The sequence below is a fragment of the Streptomyces sp. NPDC031554 genome (assembly GCF_055580685.1).
The window spans coordinates 269,584-293,108 of record NZ_JBVIKX010000009.1; the positions used below are offsets into that span (position 1 = coordinate 269,584).

The 23,525-nt window shown below is 73.1% G+C and carries 25 protein-coding genes; 7 read left to right on the forward strand and 18 right to left on the reverse strand.

Annotated elements, in window-relative coordinates; translation table 11 throughout:
- Window positions 1–42: 42 nt before the first annotated feature.
- From ACZ5FU_RS23995 to hisI, 5 genes are all read right to left on the reverse strand, one after another.
- A complete protein-coding gene (locus ACZ5FU_RS23995; protein ID WP_451528835.1) occupies window positions 43–489 on the reverse strand; it encodes a DUF2752 domain-containing protein in 447 nt (148 codons plus the stop codon).
- An 83-nt stretch (window positions 490–572) separates the two neighbouring features.
- Complete coding sequence (locus tag ACZ5FU_RS24000) at window positions 573–824, reverse strand: HGxxPAAW family protein (RefSeq protein ID WP_451528834.1); 252 nt, start codon at window positions 822–824, stop codon at window positions 573–575.
- A 157-nt stretch (window positions 825–981) separates the two neighbouring features.
- Window positions 982–1,632 carry a TIGR02234 family membrane protein gene (locus ACZ5FU_RS24005; protein ID WP_451528833.1) on the reverse strand — a complete coding sequence of 217 codons (651 nt, stop codon included), beginning with the start codon at window positions 1,630–1,632 and terminating at the stop codon, window positions 982–984.
- A 52-nt stretch (window positions 1,633–1,684) separates the two neighbouring features.
- Window positions 1,685–3,205 carry an anthranilate synthase component I gene (locus tag ACZ5FU_RS24010; RefSeq protein WP_469046568.1) on the reverse strand — a complete coding sequence of 507 codons (1,521 nt, stop codon included), beginning with the start codon at window positions 3,203–3,205 and terminating at the stop codon, window positions 1,685–1,687.
- Window positions 3,206–3,216: 11 nt separating this feature from the next.
- Window positions 3,217–3,669, reverse strand: a complete 453-nt coding sequence (gene hisI / locus ACZ5FU_RS24015; protein ID WP_451528831.1) for a phosphoribosyl-AMP cyclohydrolase — start codon at window positions 3,667–3,669, stop codon at window positions 3,217–3,219.
- Window positions 3,670–3,751: 82 nt separating this feature from the next.
- Here hisI and ACZ5FU_RS24020 point away from each other — a divergent pair, with 82 nt between their 5' ends.
- A complete protein-coding gene (locus ACZ5FU_RS24020; protein WP_451528830.1) occupies window positions 3,752–4,387 on the forward strand; it encodes a TIGR03085 family metal-binding protein in 636 nt (211 codons plus the stop codon).
- 12 nt (window positions 4,388–4,399) lie between these two features.
- A complete protein-coding gene (locus ACZ5FU_RS24025) occupies window positions 4,400–4,798 on the forward strand; it encodes a VOC family protein (RefSeq protein WP_451528829.1) in 399 nt (132 codons plus the stop codon).
- 221 nt (window positions 4,799–5,019) lie between these two features.
- On the opposite strand, the gene hisF is transcribed toward ACZ5FU_RS24025, so the two are convergent.
- From hisF to hisD, 8 genes are read right to left on the reverse strand one after another with little or no spacing between them, the layout of a single operon-like run.
- Window positions 5,020–5,775, reverse strand: a complete 756-nt coding sequence (hisF, locus tag ACZ5FU_RS24030; RefSeq protein WP_451777217.1) for an imidazole glycerol phosphate synthase subunit HisF — start codon at window positions 5,773–5,775, stop codon at window positions 5,020–5,022.
- Window positions 5,772–6,176 (reverse strand): RidA family protein, encoded by a 405-nt coding sequence (locus ACZ5FU_RS24035; protein WP_451530044.1) that lies wholly within the window; start codon window positions 6,174–6,176, stop codon window positions 5,772–5,774. Before ACZ5FU_RS24035 ends, hisF begins: the two co-directional genes overlap by 4 nt.
- Entirely contained in the window at window positions 6,173–6,898 is a 726-nt protein-coding gene (gene priA, locus ACZ5FU_RS24040; RefSeq protein WP_451530045.1) for a bifunctional 1-(5-phosphoribosyl)-5-((5-phosphoribosylamino)methylideneamino)imidazole-4-carboxamide isomerase/phosphoribosylanthranilate isomerase PriA, read from the reverse strand. The genes ACZ5FU_RS24035 and priA overlap by 4 nt, the downstream gene beginning before the upstream one ends.
- Entirely contained in the window at window positions 6,895–7,545 is a 651-nt protein-coding gene (gene hisH, locus ACZ5FU_RS24045; protein ID WP_451530046.1) for an imidazole glycerol phosphate synthase subunit HisH, read from the reverse strand. Before hisH ends, priA begins: the two co-directional genes overlap by 4 nt.
- The gene (locus ACZ5FU_RS24050) at window positions 7,536–7,700 is read right to left on the reverse strand and encodes a hypothetical protein (protein WP_451530047.1); all 165 of its coding nucleotides are present in this window, start codon (window positions 7,698–7,700) and stop codon (window positions 7,536–7,538) included. The genes hisH and ACZ5FU_RS24050 overlap by 10 nt, the downstream gene beginning before the upstream one ends.
- On the reverse strand, window positions 7,697–8,290 hold the full coding sequence (gene hisB / locus ACZ5FU_RS24055) for an imidazoleglycerol-phosphate dehydratase HisB (RefSeq protein ID WP_451530048.1): 594 nt from the start codon (window positions 8,288–8,290) through the stop codon (window positions 7,697–7,699). The genes ACZ5FU_RS24050 and hisB overlap by 4 nt, the downstream gene beginning before the upstream one ends.
- Window positions 8,287–9,384: a histidinol-phosphate transaminase gene (locus ACZ5FU_RS24060; RefSeq protein ID WP_451530091.1), complete on the reverse strand. Its 1,098-nt coding sequence runs from the start codon at window positions 9,382–9,384 to the stop codon at window positions 8,287–8,289. The genes hisB and ACZ5FU_RS24060 overlap by 4 nt, the downstream gene beginning before the upstream one ends.
- Before the next feature lie 5 nt (window positions 9,385–9,389).
- Window positions 9,390–10,715, reverse strand: coding sequence for a histidinol dehydrogenase (hisD, locus tag ACZ5FU_RS24065; protein ID WP_451530049.1), 1,326 nt, complete (start codon window positions 10,713–10,715; stop codon window positions 9,390–9,392).
- 192 nt (window positions 10,716–10,907) lie between these two features.
- Here hisD and ACZ5FU_RS24070 point away from each other — a divergent pair, with 192 nt between their 5' ends.
- From ACZ5FU_RS24070 to ybaK, 4 genes are all read left to right on the forward strand, one after another.
- Window positions 10,908–12,485: an oxidoreductase gene (locus tag ACZ5FU_RS24070; RefSeq protein WP_451530050.1), complete on the forward strand. Its 1,578-nt coding sequence runs from the start codon at window positions 10,908–10,910 to the stop codon at window positions 12,483–12,485.
- A 262-nt stretch (window positions 12,486–12,747) separates the two neighbouring features.
- Window positions 12,748–13,788: a hypothetical protein gene (locus ACZ5FU_RS24075; RefSeq protein WP_451777225.1), complete on the forward strand. Its 1,041-nt coding sequence runs from the start codon at window positions 12,748–12,750 to the stop codon at window positions 13,786–13,788.
- 11 nt (window positions 13,789–13,799) lie between these two features.
- Complete coding sequence (locus ACZ5FU_RS24080; RefSeq protein ID WP_451530052.1) at window positions 13,800–14,540, forward strand: LON peptidase substrate-binding domain-containing protein; 741 nt, start codon at window positions 13,800–13,802, stop codon at window positions 14,538–14,540.
- 17 nt (window positions 14,541–14,557) lie between these two features.
- On the forward strand, window positions 14,558–15,061 hold the full coding sequence (gene ybaK, locus ACZ5FU_RS24085; protein WP_451530053.1) for a Cys-tRNA(Pro) deacylase: 504 nt from the start codon (window positions 14,558–14,560) through the stop codon (window positions 15,059–15,061).
- A gap of 279 nt (window positions 15,062–15,340) precedes the next feature.
- Here the strand turns inward: ybaK and ACZ5FU_RS24090 are convergent, their stop codons facing one another.
- From ACZ5FU_RS24090 to ACZ5FU_RS24105, 4 genes are all read right to left on the reverse strand, one after another.
- Complete coding sequence (locus ACZ5FU_RS24090) at window positions 15,341–16,078, reverse strand: hypothetical protein (RefSeq protein WP_469046569.1); 738 nt, start codon at window positions 16,076–16,078, stop codon at window positions 15,341–15,343.
- A 34-nt stretch (window positions 16,079–16,112) separates the two neighbouring features.
- Window positions 16,113–16,937: an ABC transporter permease gene (locus tag ACZ5FU_RS24095; RefSeq protein ID WP_451530055.1), complete on the reverse strand. Its 825-nt coding sequence runs from the start codon at window positions 16,935–16,937 to the stop codon at window positions 16,113–16,115.
- Between the two features lie 64 nt (window positions 16,938–17,001).
- The gene (locus tag ACZ5FU_RS24100; RefSeq protein WP_451530092.1) at window positions 17,002–17,976 is read right to left on the reverse strand and encodes an ABC transporter ATP-binding protein; all 975 of its coding nucleotides are present in this window, start codon (window positions 17,974–17,976) and stop codon (window positions 17,002–17,004) included.
- A gap of 139 nt (window positions 17,977–18,115) precedes the next feature.
- Window positions 18,116–19,321, reverse strand: a complete 1,206-nt coding sequence (locus ACZ5FU_RS24105; protein ID WP_451530056.1) for an NYN domain-containing protein — start codon at window positions 19,319–19,321, stop codon at window positions 18,116–18,118.
- Window positions 19,322–19,545: 224 nt separating this feature from the next.
- Between ACZ5FU_RS24105 and ACZ5FU_RS24110 the strand changes: the two genes are divergently transcribed.
- Complete coding sequence (locus tag ACZ5FU_RS24110) at window positions 19,546–19,710, forward strand: hypothetical protein (protein ID WP_451530057.1); 165 nt, start codon at window positions 19,546–19,548, stop codon at window positions 19,708–19,710.
- A gap of 88 nt (window positions 19,711–19,798) precedes the next feature.
- Here the strand turns inward: ACZ5FU_RS24110 and dnaE are convergent, their stop codons facing one another.
- Window positions 19,799–23,338 carry a DNA polymerase III subunit alpha gene (gene dnaE / locus ACZ5FU_RS24115; RefSeq protein WP_451530058.1) on the reverse strand — a complete coding sequence of 1,180 codons (3,540 nt, stop codon included), beginning with the start codon at window positions 23,336–23,338 and terminating at the stop codon, window positions 19,799–19,801.
- Between the last annotated feature and the right edge of the window lie 187 nt (window positions 23,339–23,525).

The following is a 23,525-nucleotide window of genomic DNA, read 5'->3' on the forward strand; positions in this document are numbered from 1 at the left end:
CGGCGCGGGCGCGGGTGCCCCGTGCCGGACGTCCGCCGGCGGTCAGGGAAGCAGCAGGCCGCCGGAGGGCAGGTTCCGGACGACCGTGAAGACCAGCAGTGACACGCCGAGTGTCCACGTCAGGACCGGTCCGGGATCGACGCGGACCGGGCGGCCCCGCACCGCGCGGACCACCCACACGGTCCACAGCACCGCGAAGACCGCGTAGCCGGCCACGGCCATGGCGTTGGCGTGCAGCGCGGTCACCAGGTCGCCGTGCGCGAAGGCGTGGGCGCTGCGCAGGCCGCCGCAGCCCGGGCAGTACAGGCCCGTGACCCGCAGCAGCGGGCAGACCGGGTAGTGGCCCGGCTCGTTGGGGTCGACGGCGGCCACGTACGCGAAGGCGCCCACGACGGCCGCGAGGATCCCGGCGGGCACCGCGAGCCGGGCCGGGACGGTCGCGGGAACGGGCGGCGGCGCACCGCGGCTGTCTGCGTCCACGCCTCGCATTGTGCCCCGCGGCGGGTCCGCGCGCGCGTGAGGGGCGGCCGGCTGGGCACCGGCCGCCCCTCGTGCGAGGTCGTTCGCGGGTGTCAGCCCTCGGCGCCGGCCGGCTCGCGCGCCGGCGTGACCTGGTGCACCGGGTGGGCGTCCTTCGGCATGCCGAGGCCCATGGCGCTCATGGCGGCGCCGACGACACCGCCGAGGGCCACGATGACCATGCCGGCCCAGAAACCGAGCGGCTCGGCCATCACCATGAACGCGCCCGCGACGCAGAAACCGATGAAGGCGATGGTGACACCGGTCCAGGCGGCCGGGGTGTGTCCGTGGCTGCTGCCCGCCATGACTTGCTCCTCGTTGCTGTCTATGTGGCGTACGGGTCGTACGTGTCCGAGCCCGGGGGCTCGTCTCCCATTGTCCCGTACGCGCACGCGTGCCGGGTGCGGGGGTGGCTTCCGATCGAGTCTGGTTCGCCACATCGGGGAACCGGACTCCGGGGGGTCAGGCCGGGTCCGCGCCCGTGGGGTCCTCGCCGCGGTCCAGGGCCTTCCAGATGTCCTCGGGGCGGTCCGGGTCGACGGCCGGGGCCCTGCGCCGGGCCCGGGGGGTGCCGTCGCGCTCGTAGCGGCCCGACATGGCCGGCCACAGGCGGCCGTGGCGCAGGGCGAGCAGACCCGCCAGGAGGATCAGGGCGCCGCCCGCCGCGGCGGCGTACGGCCAGGCCGTGTGCGTCAGGGAGGCGACGGCAGCGGAGGTGTCCCCGGAGACCTTGGCGGCCTCGTCGTCGAGCGCGGAGCTGTCGGAGGCGCCGAGCAGCGCGGCGACGACGATGCCGGCGCCGGAGAGCGCGAGGAGGGCGGAGACGGCGAGGCGGCCCGCCCTGCGGACGGCGAAGACGGCGACGAGCGCGGCGAGGCCCACTATGGCGAGCGCCGCGGGGACGCCCGTGACGTCGCTGCCCCTGGCGGTCAGGGGGAAGGCGCCGCCGGCCACCGTCGCCGTGCCCTGCGACCAGCGCTGCCGGGTCGCGAGCAGGACCAGGGCCGCGCCCAGGGCACCGCACATCAGGGCGAGCGCGAGGCTCCGGCGGCCGGACCGGGCGGAAGCGGCGGCTTCGGAACGGGGGTGGGGAGCAGCAGTCACGTGCTCCACTATCGCCTGAACCCCGGGCGAACCGTCACCCGGGGCACACGTGACACTCGTCCTACTCCGCTCCCGCTCCGCTTCCCGTGCGCGCCGCGCGCCCCTGCCCGGCCAGCCGGTTGGCGGTGTGGACCGCGCGGAGCACGGCCGCCGCCTTGTTGCGGCACTCCTGGTCCTCGGCGACCGGGTCGGAGTCGGCGACGACGCCGGCGCCGGCCTGGACGTGGGCGGTGCCGTCGCGCAGCAGGGCGGTGCGGATGGCGATGGCGGTGTCGGAGTCGCCGGCGAAGTCCAGGTAGCCGACGCAGCCGCCGTACAGGCCGCGGCGGGAGGGTTCCAGTTCGTCGATGATCTGCATGGCGCGGGGCTTGGGGGCTCCGGAGAGGGTGCCGGCGGGGAAGCAGGCGGTGAGGACGTCGAAGGCGGTGCGGCCCGCCGCGACCCGGCCCGTGACCGTCGAGACGATGTGCATGACGTGGGAGTAGCGCTCGACCGACATGAAGTCGACGACCTCGACGGAGCCGGGTTCGCAGACCCGGCCCAGGTCGTTGCGGCCCAGGTCGACGAGCATCAGGTGCTCGGCGCGCTCCTTGGGGTCGGCCAGCAGCTCGTCGGCGAGCGCCTGGTCCTCCTGCGGGGTCGCCCCGCGGTGCCGGGTGCCGGCGATGGGGTGCACCATGGCCCGCCCGTCCTCGACCTTGACCAGCGCCTCCGGGGAGGAGCCCACGACGTCGAAGCCGTCGAAGCGGAACAGGTACATGTACGGCGAGGGGTTGGTGGCCCGCAGGACCCGGTAGACGTCCAGCGCGCTCGCCGTGCACGGCATCTCGAAGCGCTGGGAGGGGACGACCTGGAAGGCCTCGCCCGCGCGGATGCGCTCCTTGACGTCCTCGACGGCCCGCTGGAAGTCGGGGCCGCCCCAGCGGGCGGTGTACTCGGGCAGTTCGGAGGGGGGCAGGACGGCGGGCGGCTGGGCGACCGCGCGCGAGAGATCCGCCTCCATGGCGTCGAGGCGGGCGACGGCGTCCGCGTGGGCCTCGTCCACGCCCGTGTCGAGGTCGTTGTGGTTGATCGCGTTGGCGATCAGCAGGACGGAGCCCTCCCAGTGGTCCATCACGGCGAGGTCGCTGGTGAGGAGCATGGTCAGCTCGGGCAGCCGGAGGTCGTCGCGCTCGCCGGGGCCGATCTTCTCCAGTCGGCGGACGATGTCGTAGCCCAGGTAGCCGACCATGCCGCCGGTGAAGGGCGGCAGGCCCTCCTGGTGGGGTGTGTGCAGGGTCTCGACGGTGGCGCGCAGGGCGGCCAGCGGGTCGCCGTCGACGGGGACGCCGACGGGCGGGGTGCCGAGCCAGTGGGCCTGTCCGTCGCGCGCGGTGAGCGTGGCCGCCGAGCGCACGCCGACGAACGAGTACCGGGACCAGGAACGGCCGTTCTCCGCGGACTCCAGCAGGAAGGTGCCGGGGCGCTCGGCGGCCAGCTTGCGGTAGAGCGCGACCGGGGTGTCGCCGTCCGCGAGGAGCTTGCGGGTGACCGGGACGACGCGGCGGTCGGTGGCCAGCTTGCGGAACGTCTCGAGATCCATGACGGCTGACCTTACTGACCGGGGGCGGCGGGACCGGAACCGGCGCTCCCGTCGTCCGCGAGGAGCACGTCGGTGTCGAAGCAGGTGCGGGCGCCGGTGTGGCAGGCGGCACCCACCTGGTCGACCTTGACCAGCAGGGTGTCGGCGTCGCAGTCCAGCGCGACCGCCTTGACCCACTGGAAGTGGCCGGAGGTGTCGCCCTTGACCCAGTACTCGCGGCGGCTGCGCGACCAGTACGTGCACCGGCCGGTCGTCAGGGTGCGGTGCAGCGCCTCGTCGTCCATCCAGCCGAGCATGAGCACCTCTCCGGTGTCGTACTGCTGGGCGATGGCCGGTACGAGGCCGTCGGGGCTGCGCTTGAGGCGCGCGGCGATGTCCGGGGCGAGGCCGCCGGAGGGGGAACCGCGGTGCGGGGCGCCCCGGTCGGGGGCGGTGGCCGGGCGACGGGCGGGCGTGCTGCTCATGGGGCCATTGTGCCGCGAGGCGGGGACGCCGCCGCGCCGACGTCCACTGGGCGGACCCGCCGGCCGGTCGTAGGCTGACCGCATGTCGACTTTCGCCAAGCGTGAACGACTCCTTCTCGCCGAGCTCTTGGAGACGGCGGGGCCCGAGGCGCCGACCCTCTGCGAGGGCTGGCGGACCCGCGACCTGGCCGCGCACGTGGTGGTGCGCGAGCGCCGGCTCGACGCGGCCGGCGGCCTCGTCGTCAAGCAGCTCGCGTCCCGGCTGGACAGGACGATGGAGGAGTTCGCCGCCAAGCCGTACGAGGAGCTGGTCCAGCTGATCCGTACCGGCCCGCCGCGGTTCTCCCCCTTCCAGCTCAAGCAGCTCGACGAGGCGTCGAACACCGTGGAGTTCTACGTCCACGGCGAGGACGTCCGCCGTGCCCGGCCCGACTGGACGCCCCGCGTCCTGGACCCGGTCTTCCAGGACGCCCTGTGGACCCGTCTGGAGCGCACCGCCCGGCTGATGGGCCGCGGTGCACCGACCGGCCTGGTGCTGCGCCGCCCGGACGGCCGTACGGCGGTCGCCAACCGCGGCACCCCGGTCGTCACCGCGACCGGCGAGCCCTCGGAGCTGCTGCTGTTCCTGTACGGCCGGCAGGACGCCGCGAAGGTCGACCTGGCCGGTGACGAGGCCGCCGTCACCGCACTGCACGGCGGCAAGCAGCTCGGCATCTGAGAGCGCGCCGCAGTGATCAAGGTGGCCGTGACCAGCGTGTACGTCGACGACGTCGCCAGGGCCCATGCCTTCTACACCGGCGTCCTCGGCTTCGAGACGCGCGTCCGCCTGGACCTGGGCGACGGCGCGCTGTTCGTCACCGTGGGCGCGGCCGAGGGCGCCCAGCCGGACCTCCAGCTGCTGCTGGAGCCCGGCCACAACCCGATCGCGGCGCTGTACCGCGCGGCGCTGCGGGAGGCCGAACTGCCCTGCATCGTGTTCTCCGTGGACGACATGCGGGCGGAGTTCGAGCGGCTGAGCGGCCTCGGGGTGCACTTCCCGCAGGAGCCCCGCGCGCGGGGCACGATGATCACGGCGGTCCTGGACGACACGGTCGGCAACTACGTCCAACTGGCGCAGACCAGGCGGTAGTCCGGCCTCGCGTGCCCGGGTCGGGGGGGGGGGGCGGGGGCGGCGGGGGGGGGGGGGGGGGGCCCCGCCGGGGGGGGGGCGGGGGCGGGGGGCGCCGGCGCGGGCGCCCGCCGCTGGGACAGCGGGTGCACAGGGGGCGCCGGGGCGGCGGGCCGGGGGGGGGGGCGCGCGCGCCCCCGCCCCCCCCGCGCCCCCCCCCCCCCCCCCCCCCCCGGGACGCCTCAGCGGACCGGGTGGCCCGCCGCTCGCAGTGCCTGCTTGACCTCGCCGATGCGCAGGTCGCCGAAGTGGAAGACGGAGGCGGCCAGGACCGCGTCCGCGCCCGCCCCGACGGCCGGGGAGAAGTCGGAGAGCTTCCCGGCGCCGCCGGAGGCGATGACCGGGACCGAGACGTGCTTGCGGACGGCGGCGATCATCTCCAGGTCGTAGCCGTCCTTGGTGCCGTCGGCGTCCATCGAGTTGAGCAGGATCTCGCCGGCGCCCAGTTCGGCGGCGCGGTGGGCCCATTCGACGGCGTCGATGCCGGTGCCGCGGCGGCCGCCGTGGGTGGTGACCTCGAAGGAGCCCGACGCGGTGCGGCGGGCGTCCACGGAGAGCACCAGGACCTGGCTGCCGAAGCGCTCGGCGATCTCCTCGATCAGCTCCGGGCGGGCGATCGCCGCCGTGTTGACGCCGACCTTGTCGGCGCCGGCCCGCAGCAGCTTGTCGACGTCCTCGGGGGTGCGCACCCCGCCGCCGACGGTGAGCGGGATGAAGACCTGCTCGGCCGTGCGCCGGACCACGTCGTAGGTGGTCTCGCGATCGCCCGAGGAGGCGGTGATGTCCAGGAACGTCAGTTCGTCGGCGCCTTCGGCGTCGTACACCTTGGCCATCTCGACGGGGTCGCCCGCGTCGCGCAGGTTCTGGAAGTTGACGCCCTTGACGACCCGGCCGCCGTCCACGTCCAGGCAGGGGATGACTCGGACCGCCAGGGTCATGACTTCACGGCTCCTCTGAATGCTTCGAGTTCCACTGAGACCAGGACGCGCGGGTCGATGAAACCCTCCACGACCAGCAGGGTCGCGGCCGGGCGCACGGCGTCGAACAGCTCCTTGTGGGCCCGGCCCACCGCGTCGACGTCCCGTGGATGCGCCAGGTGCATCCGGGTCCTGACCACCGACTCGGGTCCCAGCCCGAACTCGGCGATCGCTTCGAGGGCGCCGGCGAAGGCCACCCTGGCCTGCTCGTACGGGTCGCCCTCCCCGTACAGCACCCGGCCTTTGAAGGCCGTGGTGCCCGCCACCAGCACCATGTCGCCCGCCGCCACCGCGCGTGCGAAGCCGAGAGTGTCTTCCCAGGGATTTCCGCTCTGCACGCGCCGTACGGGTTCGGACGTCATGACGACACGGCCTCCAGGGCCTCTTCCAGGGTGAACGCCTTCGCGTACAGGGCCTTCCCGACGATGGAGCCCTCGACACCGAGGGGCACCAGCTCGGCGATGGCCCGCAGGTCGTCGAGGGAGGACACGCCGCCGGAGGCCACGACCGGGCGGTCGGTCGCCGCGCAGACGTTCCTCAGCAGCTCCAGGTTGGGTCCCTGGAGGGTGCCGTCCTTGGCGATGTCGGTGACGACGTACCGCGCGCAGCCCTCCTTGTCCAGGCGGGCCAGCGTCTCGTAGAGGTCGCCGCCGTCACGGGTCCAGCCGCGGCCGCGCAGCGTGGTGCCGCGGACGTCGAGACCGACGGCGATCTTGTCGCCGTGCTCGGCGATGACCTCGGCGACCCACTCGGGGGTCTCCAGGGCGGCCGTGCCCAGGTTGACGCGGGTGCAGCCGGTGGCGAGGGCGGCGGCGAGGGTGTCGTCGTCGCGGATGCCGCCGGACAGCTCCACCTTGATGTCCATGGCGCCCGCGACCTCGGCGATCAGCGCGCGGTTGTCGCCGGTGCCGAACGCGGCGTCCAGGTCGACCAGGTGCAGCCACTCGGCGCCCGAGCGCTGCCAGGCGAGGGCGGCCTCCAGGGGCGAACCGTAAGAAGTTTCCGTCCCCGACTCGCCGTGCACGAGCCGGACGGCCTGGCCGTCGCGGACGTCGACGGCGGGGAGGAGTTCGAGCTTGCTCACAGGGTTCCGATCCAGTTGGTGAGGAGCTGGGCTCCGGCGTCGCCGGACTTCTCGGGGTGGAACTGGGTGGCCCACAGCGGGCCGTTCTCCACGGCTGCCACGAACGGCTTGCCGTGCGTCGACCAGGTCACCCTGGGCGCCCGCATGGTGGGGTTGTGCTCGTCGAAGGACCAGTCCTGGACGGCGTAGGAGTGCACGAAGTAGAAGCGCGCGTCCGCGTCCAGGCCGGCGAACAGCTCGGAGCCGGCCGGGGCGTCCACGGTGTTCCAGCCCATGTGGGGCACGATCTCCGCCTGCAGCGGCTCGACCGCGCCGGGCCACTCGTCGAGGCCCTCGGTCTCCACTCCGTGCTCGATGCCGCGGGCGAACAGGATCTGCATGCCGACGCAGATGCCCATCACCGGGCGGCCGCCGGACAGCCGGCGGCCGATGATCCAGTCCCCGCGGGCGTCCCGCAGGCCCTTCATGCAGGCGGCGAAGGCGCCGACGCCCGGCACCAGCAGCCCGTCGGCGTTCATCGCCGTGTCGAAGTCACGCGTGATCTCGACGTCGGCCCCGGTGCGTGCGAGGGCGCGCTCGGCGGAGCGGACGTTGCCGAAGCCGTAGTCGAAGACGACGACCTTCTTGGATGCGGCGGTCAATTCCACACCTCCAGCCTCATCACTCCCGCGACCAGACACATCGCGGCGCCGATGGAGAGCAGCACGATCAGGCTCCTCGGCATGTCCTGCTTGACGAAGGAGTAGATGCCGCCGGCCAGGAAGAGGCCGACGACGATCAGGACGGTCGACAGGCCGGTCACAGCGCGCCCTTCGTGGAGGGGAGGATGCCGGCCGCGCGCGGGTCGCGTTCGGAGGCGTAGCGCAGGGCCCGGGCCAGCGCCTTGAACTGGCACTCCACGATGTGGTGCGCGTTGCGTCCGTAGGGCACGTGCACGTGCAGGGCGACCTGGGCCTGGGCGACGAAGGACTCCAGGATGTGCCGGGTCATCGTGGTGTCGTACTCGCCGATCATCGGCGCCATGTTCTCGGGCTCGGTGTGCACGAGGTACGGGCGGCCGGACAGGTCGACGGTCACCTGGGCGAGGGACTCGTCCAGCGGGACCGTGCAGTTGCCGAAGCGGTAGATGCCCACCTTGTCGCCGAGCGCCTGCCGGAAGGCGGCGCCGAGCGCGAGGGCGGTGTCCTCGATGGTGTGGTGGGAGTCGATGTGCAGGTCGCCGTCGGTCTTCACGGTCAGGTCGAACAGACCGTGCCGGCCGAGCTGGTCGAGCATGTGGTCGTAGAAGCCGACGCCGGTCGCCACATCGACCTTGCCGGTGCCGTCGAGGTCGATCTCGACCAGGACGGACGTCTCCTTGGTCGTGCGCTCCACGCGTCCGACACGGCTCATGATCCCTGCTCCTTCTTGATCTCACGGACCGCGTCGAGGAACGCGTCGTTCTCTTCGGGGGTCCCGGCGGTGACCCGCAGCCATCCCGGTACGCCGTTGTCGCGGACCAGGACGCCCCGGTCGAGGATCCTCCGCCACATCGCGTGCGCGTCCTCGAAGCGGCCGAACTGCACGAAGTTGGCGTCGGAGGCGGTCACCTCGTAGCCGAGCGCCAGCAGTTCGGCCACCAGCCGGTCCCGCTCCGCCTTGAGCCGCTCGACGTACTTCAGCAGCGTGCCGGTGTGCTCCAGGGCGGCCAGGGCGGTCGCCTGGGTGACGGCCGACAGGTGGTACGGCAGCCGGACCAGCTGGACGGCGTCCACGACGGCCGGGTGGGCGGCGAGGTAGCCCAGGCGCAGGCCGGCCGCGCCGAAGGCCTTCGACATCGTCCGCGAGACGACGAGATTCGGCCGACCTTCGAGCAGCGGCAGCAGCGAGTCGCCGTGGCTGAACTCGACGTAGGCCTCGTCCACGATCACCATGGACGGCTTGGCGGCCTGCGCGGCCTCGTACAGCGCGCGGACGGTCGCGGCCGGGACGGCGGTGCCGGTGGGGTTGTTGGGGGTGGTGACGAAGACGACGTCGGGCCGGTTCTCCGCGACGGCCTTCTCGGCGGCCTCGAGGTCGATGGTGAAGTCCTCGTTGCGCGGCCCGGAGATCCAGCCGGTGCCGGTGCCGCGCGCGATGAGGCCGTGCATCGAGTACGACGGCTCGAAACCGATCGCGGTGCGGCCCGGTCCGCCGAAGGTCTGGAGCAGCTGCTGGATGACCTCGTTGGAGCCGTTGGCGGCCCAGACGTTCGCCGGTCCGACCTCGTACCCGCAGGTGTCCGTCAGGTACGCGGCGAGCCGGGTGCGCAGCTCGACGGCGTCCCGGTCGGGGTAGCGGTTGAGGTCGCGGGCGGCCGCGCGGACGCGCTCGGTGATCCGCTCGACGAGCGCCTCGGGCAGCGGGTAGGGGTTCTCGTTGGTGTTCAGCCGTACCGGCACGTCCAGCTGGGGCGCGCCGTAGGGGGACTTGCCGCGCAGCTCGTCCCGTACGGGGAGGTCTTCCATTCCGGTCACTTGCCCTCGGGTACCTTCCAGTCGAACCGTGCCTTGATCGCCGCGCCGTGCGCGGGCAGGTCCTCCGCCTCCGCCAGCGTGACCACGTGGTGCGCGACGTCGGCCAGCGCGTCCCGGGTGTAGTCGACGATGTGGATGCCGCGCAGGAAGGACTGCACGGACAGGCCGGAGGAGTGGCAGGCGCAGCCGCCGGTGGGCAGGACGTGGTTGGACCCGGCCGCGTAGTCGCCGAGCGACACGGGCGCCCAGGGTCCGACGAAGATCGCGCCCGCGTTGCGCACCCGGTCGGCGACCGCGGCGGCGTCGGCCGTCTGGATCTCCAGGTGTTCGGCGCCGTAGGCGTCGACCACCCGCAGGCCCTCGTCGATGCCGTCGACCAGGACGATCGCGGACTGCCGGCCCTTGAGGGCCGGGACGATCCGGTCGTCGACGTGCCGGGTGGCCGCGATCTGCGGCTCCAGCTCGCGCTCGACCGCGTCCGCCAGCTCGGCGGAGTCGGTGACCAGGACGGCGGCGGCCAGCGGGTCGTGCTCGGCCTGGCTGATCAGGTCGGCGGCGACGTGGGCGGGGTCGGCGGTGGCGTCGGCCAGGACGGCGATCTCGGTCGGGCCGGCCTCGGCGTCGATGCCGATCCTGCCGGTGAAGTAGCGCTTGGCGGCGGCGACCCAGATGTTGCCGGGGCCGGTGACCATGTTGGCGGGCGGGCAGGACTCGGTGCCGTAGGCGAACATCGCGACGGCGGTGGCGCCGCCGGCCGCGTAGACCTCGTCGACGCCGAGCAGCGCGCAGGCGGCGAGGATCGTCGGGTGCGGCAGCCCGCCGAAGTCGGCCTGGGCCGGGGAGGCGAGGGCGATCGACTCGACGCCGGCCTCCTGGGCCGGGACCACGTTCATGATCACGGAGGACGGGTAGACCGACCGGCCGCCGGGCGCGTACAGCCCGACGCGGTCGACGGGGACCCACTTCTCGGTCACCGAGCCGCCGGGCACGACCTGCGTCGTGTGGTCCGTGCGGCGCTGCTCGCGGTGGACGGCGCGGGCGCGGCGGACGGACTCCTCCAAGGCCGCGCGCACGGCGGGGTCGAGCTCCGCGAGGGCGCGGGTGAGCGCCTCGGCCGGGACCCGGACCTGCTCGAGCCGGACGCCGTCGAACTTCTCGGCGAAGTCGATCAGTGCCGCGTCGCCACGATGGTGCACGGCCTCGCAGATCGGACGCACCTTCTCCAGGGCGGCCGAGACGTCGAAGTCGGCTCGGGGCAGCAGGTCGCGCAGGGCGGGTCCCTCGGGGAGGGCGTCGCCGCGCAGATCGATTCGGGAGATCACGCGGTCAATTCTCTCAGACCGGGATCGGGGACCGTCCGCGCGTATCAATGGCTGATACAGAACGTGGCCGGAAACGGAAGATCCCCCTCACGGTTAGCGTTCGGGACGTCACCCACCGGGCATGAACGGTTGTGCGAAACGTGTGCGAGAGCGAAGGGACCGAGGCATCGTGACGGACGGGACCGAAGCCGCGTGACGGACGGGGCCGGTGTGCGGACCGGGGACCTGCCGGACGACCTGACCGCTGCCGAGGCCGGCATGTGGCAGGCCTTCCGCAACGGCAGCGTGTACGACCTCAGCAGCGGCGACGCCGTCGTCGACGACCCGCACGGCGGGCACCCCTGGGGCGAGTCCCGCACGGTGCGGGCGCGGATCGTGGCCTGGCTGCTGCTGGACGGGCCGCCCGCCCTCACCGGCCGGGTGTCCTCGCTCAAGCTGGTCGGCGTGCAGATCAGCGACACCCTCGACCTGGCGGGCGGCACCGTGGAGCCGTACGTCGAGATGAAGCGCTGCCGCTTCGAGCGGGACGTGCTGCTGCCCGAGGCGCGGGTGACGACGCTGCGGATGGTGGACTGCTCGGTGCCGCGGCTGGAGGCCGCCCGGCTCCAGACGGAGGGGGATCTGCACCTGCCCCGCTGCCGCTTCCACAACGGCGTGCGGCTCACCGACGCGCAGATCGGCACCGACCTGATGCTCAACATGGCGATCGTCTACCGCGACCGCACCGGCCGCTCGATCGCCGCCGACGGCCTGAGCGTCGGCCAGGACCTCCAGGCCGAGATGCTGGAGTCGCACGGCGAGCTGCGGCTGCGCAGCGCCAAGATCGGGGTCTCGCTGAGCCTGCGCGGGGCGCGGCTGACCAATCCGTACACCCGGTTCGCGCTGAACGCGCCCCAGCTCACCGTCGAGCGTTCCCTCTACCTGACCCCGGCCGGCCTCGGCGGCCACGCGCTGAGCGGCACCACCCCCGCGCGCGGGACCCGCGTCCAGCGCTTCGAGTGCCGCGGCGGGATGCGCCTGGACGACGGGCGGTTCGGGGACGCGGTCGACCTGGAGCAGGCCCGGTTCGTCCTCGCCGACGACCAGGAGCTGTCGCTGCGCCGGGTGCAGACGCCCGAGCTGCGTTTCCTCGGGGAGAGGCCGCAGCGCGGCAAGGTGGTGCTGTCGGGGGCGCGGGTGGTCAACCTGGTGGACCGCGCGGCTGCTTGGCCGGGGCCCGGCAGCCTGCACATGGGCGGTTTCGCGTACGAGAACCTGGTGCCGCAGGGGCCGTTCCCGCTGGACGAGCGCCTGGGCTGGGTGGCCGCGGCGACCGCCGAGTACAACCCGGAGCCCTACGAGCGGCTGGCGTCGGTGCTGCGGGCCGGCGGGGAGGACGAGGACGCCCGCGAGGTGCTGCTCGCCAAGCAGCGCAGGCGCCGCGAGACGCTGCCGCCGGCCGCGAAGCTCTGGGGGTACGCCCAGGACTGGACGGTGGCCTACGGCTACCGGCCGGGCCGGGCGGCCGTGTGGATGGCGGTGCTGTGGGCGGCGAGCTCCCTGGCGTTCGCGCACGCCGACCATCCGCCGGTCAGCCGCGACGGGCACCCGCCGTGGAGCCCGGCGCTGTTCGCCCTCGACCTGCTGCTGCCCGTGATCGACCTGGGCCAGGCGGGCCAGTGGCGGCTGTACGGCGGCTGGCAGTGGGTGCAGACGGCGATGATCCTGCTGGGCTGGGTGCTGGCCACGACAGTCGCGGCGGGCGTCACCCGGGCGCTGCGGCGCGGCTGACGGTGGGCGGTGCGGCCGGTGCCGTCGGTGCCGTCGCGGCGGCCGGAGGGACTTGAGAGGCCTGAGAGGTCTGAGGGACCGGTGCGGTTCCGGCGGTCGGAGGGACCGGGGGGGACCGGTGCGGCCGGAGTGCCCGGAAGCCGTCCTCCGGGCGGGGAACGTCCACCTTTTACCCGGCCTTGACCCGGTGGCGTACAACTTTCCGGAGGTTCGCGCCGCCCCCTGGCGCGCAGCCGACCGAACGCTTTTCAATGGCAAAACCATGGCTCTGCTGCCCCCCTTCATCCGCGCCTCCCGGACGTCCGCGTCCCGGCGCGCGCGGACCGCCGCCGCCCCCCACCCCGCGGCCGGACTCCCGGCCGACGACGAGGTGCTCCTCGACGTGCCCGACGACCGCCTGGGCCCCGCGCTGGTCGCGGCCGGGCGGGGCGCGTACGCGACGGCCGCCGCGCTGCTGGCCGGCACCAGGGAGCGGGCCGAGTGGGAGTACCGCGACCGGTACGTCACCCGTCTCGCGTCCTTCGCGCACTCCCGCCCGGAGTGGTTCGAGGACTGGCGGGCCGCCGCCCCGCACGACCCCGACGTCCTGCTGGTGGCCGCCCAGCTCGCGGTGGAGCGGGCCTGGGGTTCGCCCGCCCGCGCCGAGCTGCTGCGCGAGGTGAGCCCGCTGATCACGGCCGCCGCGCAGGGCGACCACCGCGACCCGGTTCCGTGGCGGATCGCCCTGGACCACGCGCGCGGATCGAACGCCGGGCACAAGTACTTCGAGGAGCTGTGGGCGGCCGCCGTCCGCCGCGCCCCGCACCACTACGGCTGTCACGTGGCCGCCAAACGCTATCTGGCCGAGTCCTGGCACGGCTCCCACCGCGAGTGCTTCGACTTCGCCGACCGGGCCGCGCAGGACGCCCCGGCCGGCTCGCTCGTGCAGGCGCTGCCGGTACGGGCCGCCTTCGCGTACCTGACCGACGGCTGCGGGCCCGAGGTGCCCCGCGAACGCCTCGACGCGGCCGCCGACCGGGCGATCGCGCTCTCCGCCCGTTTCCCGGGACCGGACCCGTGGACGGCCGAGATCCGCAACCTCCTGACGTACGTCCTGGTCCGGCTCGGCCGCCGTGCGGACGCCCTCGCCCAACTGCGTCTGGTGGGCCCGTACGCCACGTCGTTCCCGTGGGGCCGGCTGTCCGACGACCCGCTGGGACACTTCCTGGCGGTGCGCGAGAGCCTGTGCGCGCAACCCCCCGAGGAGCCTTCCGACCGTCCGCGCAACGGGCTCGGGGAACACGCGTACCCCACGGGCCACTAGGCTTCTGCGCCGTGACCACCGTCCGGCTGCCGCTCTTCCCGCTGAACACCGTCCTCTTCCCCGGACTGGTGCTGCCGCTCAACGTGTTCGAGGAGCGCTATCGCGCCCTGATGCGCGACCTGCTGAAGACTCCCGAGGAGGAGGCGCGCAGGTTCGCCGTCGTCGCCGTCCGCGACGGCCACGAGGTGGCACCGGCCGCCCCGGGCATGCCGGACCCGACGGCGCTGCCCGAACGCGGTCCCGCCGCCGGGTTCGGCGACGACCCGGTCAAGGCGTTCCACTCCGTCGGGTGCGTCGCCGACGCGGCGACGGTCCGGGAGCGCGCCGACGGCACCTTCGAGGTGCTGGCCACCGGGACGACCCGGGTGCGCCTGGTGTCGGTGGACGCCTCGGGCCCCTACCTGGTGGCCGAGCTGGAGGAGCTGGCGGAGGAGCCGGGCGACGAGGCGGGCGCGCTCGCGGAGGGCGTGCTGCGGGCCTTCCGCCAGTACCAGAAGCGGCTGGCGGGGGCGCGGGAGCGTTCGCTGTCCACCGGGGCGGACCTGCCGGACGATCCGTCCGTGGTGTCGTACCTGGTCGCGGCCGCGATGATGCTCGACACGCCCGCCAAGCAGCGGCTGCTCCAGGCCCCGGACACCGCCTCCCGGCTGCGCGACGAGCTGGGGCTCCTGCGCGCGGAGACGGCCATCCTCCGTAGTCTGCCCTCGTTGCCCGCGGCGGATCTGACCCGCGGGCCGACGAGTCTGAACTGACCCACGGGAAGGCCCTGATGGCGAAGAAGCCGAAGAAGCAGCAGCAGTCCGGCGGCACGCCCGCGACCGTCGCCCTGACGTCGGCGGGCGTGGAGTTCACGGTCCACGCCTACGACCACGACCCGGCCCACCCGTCCTACGGCGAGGAGGCCGCGGAGGCCATGGGCGTCTCCCCCGACCGGGTCTTCAAGACCCTGGTCGCCGACGTGGACGGCACCCTGACGGTCGCCGTGGTCCCGGTCGCCGGCTCGCTCGACCTCAAGGCCCTCGCGGCGGCGGTCGGCGGCAAACGCGCCGCCATGGCGGACCCGGCCCTCGCCGAACGCACCACCGGGTACGTCCGCGGGGGCATCTCCCCGCTGGGCCAGCGCAAGAAGCTCCCCACGGTGCTCGACGACTCGGCGCGGGCGCACGCCACCGTCTGCGTCTCGGCGGGCCGCCGGGGCCTGGAGGTCGAACTGGCCCCGGCCGACCTGGCCGCGCTCACGGAAGCGGTCCTGGCCCCCGTGGGCCGCTCCTGAGCGGCAGGCACCGCGCCGGGAACGGCACGGGCACGGCGGACACCGCGGCCGGTTCGACGCGGTCCCGGCCCCCGGCACGACCGCCGCAATGCCGTACCGACCCCGCGGTCCCACCACGCCCCGTCCCACGCGTCCGGCCCGCCCCGGCGACGCACCGCCGCGCGAGCCCGCCGGACGACGCCGTGCCCCGGCTCGGGCCCGCCGGATCCCGTGCGCCGGCTCGGGCCCCGTACGGACGTCACGGCCCCGTACGCGCGCGTACGGGGCCCGGCGTGCGTCCTACCCCAGCGGGGCCCCATACGGGTCCTTGGGGAGGGCCCCCTGCCCGTGGGGCTCGGGGTCGCGGGGGCCGAACAGGGCCGTGAGGCCGAGGTGCACCAGGAGGGTGGCCAGGGGCCAGGCCAGCAGCGCGCCCTTGGCGCTCAGCTTCAGCGGGGCCGAGAACGTCACTCCCGCACCCGCCGCCCGCGCGTGCGCGATCACGTCCTGCCCGGGACCGAGCCACACGCCCAGCCGCCACGCCAGCAGGGAACCGAGCAGCCCGCCGAGGGCCAGCGCCACGACGAGCGGCACGCCTCCGCGCCGGCGCCAGGCGAACACGGCGGCGGCGCTCACGGCGCCACAGGCCGCGGCGAGCAGGACGAACGTCCCGTCCACCCCGACGGCCTGTTCGCCCTCGGTGTCCTTGAGGTAGACGACCCAGTTGTCGTCGACGACCTCCCCGACCAGCGGGACGCGGGGCGCCAGCCACAGCCACAGCAGACCCAGCGCCACTCCGGCGAGCGCGACCACGACGGTGATCACGGCGGCTTCCCGCAGCTCCTTCTTCATCCCCGGCCCGTCCTGTCCGTGTCCGGAGTCCCCGTGTACGGCGTCTCCGTGTCCGGCGTCGTGGGGCGCCGCGCCCCAGGGGGCGTCCGCACCGGGTCGCGCGCCGGGGTGCGCGCCGGGCGACGGCCGGGCGTCGCGCGGGGACGGTTCGTGCGGCGGCGGAGGGGGAGTCAGCGGTGCGGTCACCCTGACATCGTGCCAGGCGCGTCCGTGCCATGCGTCATCGGACGGCGGCCCTGCGGTACGCCCAGGTGGCGACCGCCAGCGACACCACACCGACGACGGCGCACACCGCGAGGTCCCCGAGCACGAACGCCCAGTCGGGGTGCGGCCGGAAGGTCCGCGCGAGCGCCTCCACACCGTACGTCGACGGCAGCAGGTCACGGGCGAGACGCACCGCCTCCGGCATCCGGTCGGGCGGAAGCACGCCGAGCAGCAGCGCCGCCGACATGCCCAGCTGGCCGAGGACGGTGGCCAGCTCGGGGCGCGGGGCGAGCAGGCCGAGGGCCGCGCCGAGCCCGGCCAGCGCGGCGCCGGACAGCGGGACGACGAGCACCAGGACCCACAGGTGGGCCAGCGGCAGTCCGAAGAGCACGGCGCCGAAGACCGCGGTCACCAGCGTCCCCGGCACGGTGAAGGAGGCGTACGCGCCCGCGGCGCCCAGCACGACGGCCGCGGGCGGCACCGGGAGCGTGGCGTAGTGGTCGAGGCCACCGGTGGACCGCAGCTGACCGAAGTACTGCGCCAGCAGGTTCAGCGCGACGAAGGCGACGACCAGGACCGCCGAGCCGGCCACCACGGCCTCCGCCTCGCGTCCGCCCTCCACGACCCCGCGCATCATGATCAGGATGCCGACCGACTGGAAGGTCGCCACGAACAGCAGCGGGATGCGGGCCACCCGCGCGCGGGAGAGCTGCGCCCGGTACACGGCCACGAGCGACGGCCACAGTCGCGCGCGCGGCGCCAGCTCGGCCGCTTCCCGGGCCGGCTGTCCGTCCACGGCCAGGGCGCTGCCCGGCAGAACCTCTGCGGGTACGACACTCACGTCGCGGTGCTCCTCTTGGGTCCGGTGGTCGCCCCGTTCGATACGGACGCGGGGACGGTCCTGCTCACGCCCTCACCAACCCCTGCCGGGCGGCCCCGCCCAGCGCCAGGTAGACGTCCTCCAGGCTCGGGGTGGCGAGGGTGAAGTCGTCCAGGGCGGCGAAGGCGGCCCCGCCGGTGACGGTGGCGACGACCGTGCGGGCCTCCTCGGGGCGGAGCCGCAGCGTCCAGCGGCGTCCGGACTCCACGACCCGCTCGCGCAGCGCGGCGACCTCGGGGACGTCCAGCGGCGCCCGCTCGCGCCACACCAGCTCGACCCGCACCTCGTCGGCGACCTGTTCCTTGAGCCCGGCGGGCGTGTCGCAGGCGATGACCCGGCCGCGGTCGAGGACGGCGACCCGGTCGAGGACGGTCTCGGCCTCGATGACGTTGTGGGTGACGAGCAGGACGGTGGTGCCGCGCTCGGCGCGCCGCCGGTCCACGGCGGACCACACGGCGCGCCGGGCGACGGGGTCCATCCCGGTGGTGGGCTCGTCCAGCACCAGCAGCGGCCGCTCCCCCACCAGCGCGGTGGCGAAGCAGGCCAGCCGTCGCTGTCCGCCGGAGAGCTTGCGCAGCGGCCGGCCGGCGATCGGGGTGAGGCCCAGCTCCTCGAGCACGGCGTCCCGTTCCCGCCGGGCCTCGTGCACGGGGAGTCCGCGCAGCCGTCCGGTGGTCTCGGCGGCGAGGGAGACGGTGAGTTCGTCGAGCGCGGTGGACTCCTGGCCCAGGTAGGCGAGGATGCGCGCGGCCCGTTCGGGGTGGCGCACGATGTCGTGGCCGAGGATCTCCACGCTGCCGCCGTCCGGCCGCATCAGCCCGGTGACCTGGCGCACGACGCTGGTCTTGCCGGCCCCGTTGGGCCCGAGCAGGCCGAAGATCTCACCCCGGCGCACGTCGAGCCGCACGCCGTCGGTGGCGCGGACCTCGGGGGTGCCGGGAGCACCGCGCCGGCCGCGGACCGCCGGATAGGTCTTGGTCAGTCCGCGCACGGCACACACGACCTCGTCCCGGTGCCGAATGGTCGATGCCGCGCGCGTACTCACAAGGGACGAGCCTACGGGGTCGGCGGCCTCCGCTCGGCGTCGGGGGCGTCCGCGGTGTCCGGTTCGGTCCGCCCCCGTCCGCCCCCGTCCGCTCTCAGTCCGCCGCGGGCGCGTGCTCGGCCGCCGTCCGGACGTCGATCTCGCGCCAGAACCCCGCCCGGATGGCGTAACGGTCGTGCTCGTCGATCTGGTCGTCCTTGTGCGCGAGGAGGCCGAAGCGGGCCGCGTAGCGCAGCAGTTCGCCGTCGACGCGGTGCGGGATGCGCGGGTACATGCCGGACAGCTTCTGCAGATGGCCCTGGTCGCCGAGGCGCCCCGTCCAGCGGCGGGCGAAGACCTGCCCCACCTCGAAGGGGTCGCCGCCGACGGTGGTGATGTCCTCCTCGCGGTCGGCCCACCGCTGCTCGGCCGTGGTGACCTGCGCGAGGGTCGGCATCGACGCGATCTCGGGGGGCTCGGCGGCGGAGGGCCGGTCGACCCAGCCCTTGTCGGAGGACCAGCGCAGGGTCGCGGTGGCCGGGGGCCGGTCGGCCCGGTCGCCGGGCGTGCGCAGGGCCGCGAGGTCCTTGGGGGTGGGGACGCCCTTGGGGGCGGGGATCCTGTCGCGGGCGCCGCCGTCGGCGGAGGGGTGCTCGGTCTGCTCCGCGGGCCGCTCGGAGGCGGGCGCCAGGGTGGACTCGGGGAGCGGCGCGGAGAGGATGGCGGCGATCTCGGGACGCGGCACGGGCGGCGGCGCGCAGACCCCGCCGGCGTCCTTGGCGCGTACGGCCTTGGTGATCCAGGTGCGGTCCAGGACGCGCCGCTCGTCGGCCTCGGCGACCAGGTCCTCGGACTGGTTGTAGTCGCCGTCGGCGGCCTGGACGGCCCACAGGTGGACGGCGACGCCGTGCTCCTTGGCGGCCATCATGCCGGGCAGCAGGTCGCCGTCGCCGGTGACGAGGACGACGTCGGAGCAGGCCCGGTTGCGGGCCAGTTCGGTCAGCTCGGCGTGCATCGCGGCGTCGACGCCCTTCTGCGCCCAGCGGCCGTCGCTGCGGGTCAGGGCGCCCAGCCGGACGGTGACCCGCGGCATCACCCGCAGTCTGCGGTGCTCGGGCTGGGGGACGCGGTCGGGGGCGCCGTCGAACCAGTAGATGCGCAGCAGGGGCCGTTCGGTCTCGGACTCGGCCTGTTCGCGCAGTCCCTGGACGAGGGCGGCGTGATCGACGGTGATCCGGGAACGCGAGGGTTCTCCGGCGAGGAGACTGGCGGCGGCCCCCAGCAGATACCCGGCGTCCACCAGGACGATGCAGCGGTCCACACGACTCACCCTCTTTCCGGGAGGCTTGCTTCGGGCCTGCTTCGAGTCTGCCCGACCTCACGGGGGTTAACGGCCGGAACTCGATCTTCGGCGTGGCGTTTCGGGGCGGAGCCCGCCGACGGCCCCTGTAACGCACGGTAATTATCCGAAATGCGCTGCAAGTCAGCCTATGTGAATCTGATTCCGGCCCTGGCCCCTAGACCCCCCGCAGGAGGCAGATCTCCATGGCCAAGAACAAGAACCGTGACCGCAAGCAGCCGCAGTCCGCGCGCGCCCAGCAGTCGGCGCAGGCCACTCTGGAGCCGCAGGACGAGTCGGACCCGACGCGGATGACGTCCGGCGAGCTGACCCGTGGCAAGGGACGCGGCAAGCGCTTCGGCCACAACTAGCATCCGTGTGACGGCTCCTCGAGCCCTCGTACACGCGCAAGGGGCGCACCCGGAGGTCCGGGTGCGCCCCTTGCGCGTGTTCCGCGGTTCAGCCGGCCAGGCAGGCCGGGCCGAGCAGCACCTTCAGGTCGCCGAACAGGGCCGGGTCGGGCTTGACCCGGTGCCGGTCCAGACGGAGCACGGTCGTCTTCGTCGGGCCCTGGAGCCTGATGCGGACCTCGCTGTCGCCCCGGTGGTGGGTGAGGATCTCGCCGAGGCGGTTGACCATCGGCGGGGTGACCTTCACGGCCGGGATGGTGAGGATCACGGGCGCGTTGGTGCCCGCGTTGGACAGGTCCGGCACCTGGAGTTCCATCGCGACCAGGCGGGGGACGTCCTCCCGCTTGTCGAGGCGGCCCTTGACGAACACCACGGCGTCCTCGACGAGTTGGGTCGAGACCAGCTGGTAGGTCGCGGGGAAGAACATGCACTCGATGGAACCGGCGAGGTCCTCGACGGTGGCGATGGCCCAGGCGTTGCCCTGCTTGGTCATCTTGCGCTGGAGGCCCGAGATGATGCCGCCGATGGTCACGACCGCGCCGTCGGCGTGCTCGCCCCCGGTGAGCTGGGCGATGCCGGCGTCCGCCTTGTCGGACAGCACGTGCTCCAGTCCGAAGAGGGGGTGGTCGGAGACGTAGAGGCCGAGCATCTCGCGCTCCTGCGCGAGCAGGTACGTCTTGTCCCACTCGTCGGTGGTGAACTCGACGTCGAGGCCGAAGCCGGGCTCGTCGTTCTGTTCCTCGCCCATGCCGCCGAAGAGGTCGAACTGGCCCTCGGCCTCCTTGCGCTTGACCGCGACCACGTTGTCGATCATCGGCTCGTACTGCGCGGTGAGGCCCTTGCGGGTGTGGCCCATGGAGTCGAAGGCGCCGGCCTTGATCAGCGATTCCGTGGTGCGCTTGTTGCAGACCACCGCCTCGACCTTGTCGAGGTAGTCGGGGAAGGAGGAGTACTTCCCCTTGGCCTTGCGGGACTTGATGATCGACTCGACGACGTTGGTGCCGACGTTGCGCACGGCGGAGAGGCCGAAGAGGATCACGTCGTCGCCCTGGGCGGCGAAGTTCGACTCGGACTCGTTGACGTTGGGCGGGAGCACCTTGATGCCCATGCGCCGGCACTCGTTGAGGTAGACGGCCGACTTGTCCTTGTCGTCCTTGACCGAGGTGAGCAGCGCGGCCATGTACTCGGCGGGGTAGTTGGCCTTCAGGTACGCCGTCCAGTACGAGACCAGTCCGTACGCGGCCGAGTGGGCCTTGTTGAAGGCGTAGCCGGCGAAGGGGACCAGCACGTCCCACAGGGCCTGGATCGCCTCGTCGCTGTAGCCGTTCTTCTTCGCGCCGGCCTGGAAGATGGTGAAGTTCTTCGCCAGCTCGTCGGGCTTCTTCTTGCCCATCACGCGGCGGAGGATGTCGGCCTCGCCGAGCGAGTACCCGGCGATGATCTGGGCGGCCTTCTGCACCTGCTCCTGGTAGACGATCAGGCCGTAGGTGACGGCCAGGACCTCCTCGAGGGGCTCCGCCAGCTCCTTGTGGATCGGCGTGATCTCCTGGCGGCCGTTCTTGCGCTCCGCGTAGTTGATGTGCGAGTTCATACCCATCGGACCGGGCCGGTACAGGGCCGAGACGGCGGAGATGTCCTCGAAGTTGTCGGGCTGCATCTGGCGGAGCAGCGAGCGCATCGGGCCGCCGTCGAACTGGAAGACGCCGAGGGTGTCGCCGCGGCAGAGCAGTTCGAAGGTCTTGGGGTCGTCCAGCGGGAGGGCGAGCATCTCCAGGTCGATGCCCTTGTTGGCCTTCACCATCTTGATGGCGTCGTCCATGATCGTGAGGTTGCGCAGGCCGAGGAAGTCCATCTTCAGCAGGCCCAGCGACTCGCACTGGGGGTAGTCCCACTGGGTGATGGTCACGCCGTCGGTGTGCCGCACCCAGATCGGGGCGTGGTCGACGATCGGTTCGCTGGACATGATCACGCCGGCGGCGTGCACGCCCATCTGCCGGACCAGGCCCTCGACGCCCTTGGCGGTGTCGATGACCTTCTTCACGTCCGGCTCGTTCTCGTACATCGCGCGGATCTCGCCCGCCTCGCTGTAGCGGGGGTGCGAGGGGTCGGTGATGCCGTTCAGGTCGATGCCCTTGCCCAGGACGTCGGCCGGCATCGCCTTGGTGAGGCGGTCGCCCATCGCGTACGGGTAGCCCAGTACGCGCGCGGAGTCCTTGATGGCGTTCTTGGCCTTGATCTTGCCGTAGGTGCCGATCATGGCGACCTTGTCGGCGCCGTACTTCTCGGTCACGTACCTGATCACCTCGACGCGCCGGCGCTCGTCGAAGTCGATGTCGACGTCCGGCATGGAGACGCGCTCGGGGTTGAGGAACCGCTCGAAGATCAGGCCGTGCGGGATCGGGTCGAGGTCGGTGATGCCCATGGCGTACGCGACGATCGAGCCGGCCGCGGAGCCTCGGCCGGGGCCGACCGCGATGCCGTTGTTCTTGGCCCACATGATGAAGTCGGCGACGACGAGGAAGTAGCCCGGGAACCCCATCTGGATGATGACGTCCATCTCGTACTCGACCTGCTTCTGCCGGTCCTCGGGGACACCGCCCGGGAAGCGGCGCTCCATGCCGCGGCGGACCTCCTCCTTGAACCAGCTGACCTCCGTGTAGCCCTCGGGGATGTCGAACTTCGGCATGAGGTTCTTCGCCTCGAACATGCCGCTCGTGTCGATCTGCTCGGCCACCAGGAGCGTGTTGGCGCAGCCCTCCTGCCAGGCGTCCGAGGAGTCGATGGCGTACATCTCGTCGGTGGACTTCAGGTAGTAGCCGGTGCCGTCGAAGCGGAAGCGGTCGGGGTCGGAGAGGTTCTTGCCGGTCTGGATGCACAGCAGGGCGTCGTGGGCGGTCGCCTCGTGCGCGTAGGTGTAGTGCGAGTCGTTGGTGACCAGCGGCGGGATGCCGAGCTTCTTGCCGATGTCCAGCAGGCCCTCGCGGACCCGGCGCTCGATCTCGATGCCGTGGTCCATCAGCTCCAGGAAGTAGCGGTCCTTGCCGAAGATGTCCTGGTAGTCGGAGGCCGCCTTCAGGGCCTCGTCGTACTGGCCGAGGCGCAGGCGGGTCTGGAGCTCGCCGGAGGGGCAGCCGGTGGAGGCGATGAGCCCCTCGGACCACTGGGAGATGGTCTCCTTGTCCATCCGCGGCCACTTCTGGAGCCAGCCCTCGGCGTACGCGTCCGAGGAGAGCTTGAAGAGGTTGTGCAGGCCGGTCGCGTTCGCCGCCCAGATGGTCTTGTGCGTGTAGCCGCCGGAGCCGGAGACGTCGTCGCGCTTCTGGTGCGGCTGGCCCCACTGGATCTTGCGCTTGTTGCGGCGCGACTCGGGGGCGACGTACGCCTCGATACCGATGATCGGGGTGACCCCGGCCTTCTTCGCGGTGTGGAAGAAGTCGTACGCCCCGTGGAGGTTGCCGTGGTCGGACATGGCGATGTGGGTCATGCCCATCTCGTTGCACGCGTTGAACATGTCCTTCAGCCGCGCGGCACCGTCCAGCAGCGAGTACTGGGTGTGGACGTGCAGGTGCGTGAACGGCGGCTTCGACACGGCATGGCCTCCAGGGGACGGGCGCTGCGGCGCGACGCGCCGTGTCGGGACGGCGGTCGGGCGACGGGTGAACGATCGACGACGGGCCGGGGGGACGGTCCGGGGTCAGCATCGAAGTCTATGCCTCGGCACCGACAGGCGAGGCGGACACCGCGGCGCGGAGCACGTCGGCGAAGGGCGGCGACCG

Excerpts from the sequence above, each read along its gene's own strand:
- ybaK (WP_451530053.1), top strand. The coding sequence starts at position 14,558 with ATGGCGAAGAAGCCGAAGAAGCAGCAGCAGTCCGGCGGCACGCCCGCG.
- ACZ5FU_RS23995 (WP_451528835.1), bottom strand. The coding sequence starts at position 489 with ATGCGAGGCGTGGACGCAGACAGCCGCGGTGCGCCGCCGCCCGTTCCC.
- ACZ5FU_RS24060 (WP_451530091.1), bottom strand. The coding sequence starts at position 9,384 with ATGGAAGACCTCCCCGTACGGGACGAGCTGCGCGGCAAGTCCCCCTAC.
- hisB (WP_451530048.1), bottom strand. The coding sequence starts at position 8,290 with ATGAGCCGTGTCGGACGCGTGGAGCGCACGACCAAGGAGACGTCCGTC.
- ACZ5FU_RS24010 (WP_469046568.1), bottom strand. The coding sequence starts at position 3,205 with ATGGATCTCGAGACGTTCCGCAAGCTGGCCACCGACCGCCGCGTCGTC.
- ACZ5FU_RS24000 (WP_451528834.1), bottom strand. The coding sequence starts at position 824 with ATGGCGGGCAGCAGCCACGGACACACCCCGGCCGCCTGGACCGGTGTC.
- ACZ5FU_RS24035 (WP_451530044.1), bottom strand. The coding sequence starts at position 6,176 with ATGACGTCCGAACCCGTACGGCGCGTGCAGAGCGGAAATCCCTGGGAA.
- ACZ5FU_RS24110 (WP_451530057.1), top strand. The coding sequence starts at position 19,546 with ATGGCCAAGAACAAGAACCGTGACCGCAAGCAGCCGCAGTCCGCGCGC.
- hisF (WP_451777217.1), bottom strand. The coding sequence starts at position 5,775 with ATGACCCTGGCGGTCCGAGTCATCCCCTGCCTGGACGTGGACGGCGGC.
- ACZ5FU_RS24075 (WP_451777225.1), top strand. The coding sequence starts at position 12,748 with ATGGCTCTGCTGCCCCCCTTCATCCGCGCCTCCCGGACGTCCGCGTCC.
- hisI (WP_451528831.1), bottom strand. The coding sequence starts at position 3,669 with ATGAGCAGCACGCCCGCCCGTCGCCCGGCCACCGCCCCCGACCGGGGC.
- ACZ5FU_RS24020 (WP_451528830.1), top strand. The coding sequence starts at position 3,752 with ATGTCGACTTTCGCCAAGCGTGAACGACTCCTTCTCGCCGAGCTCTTG.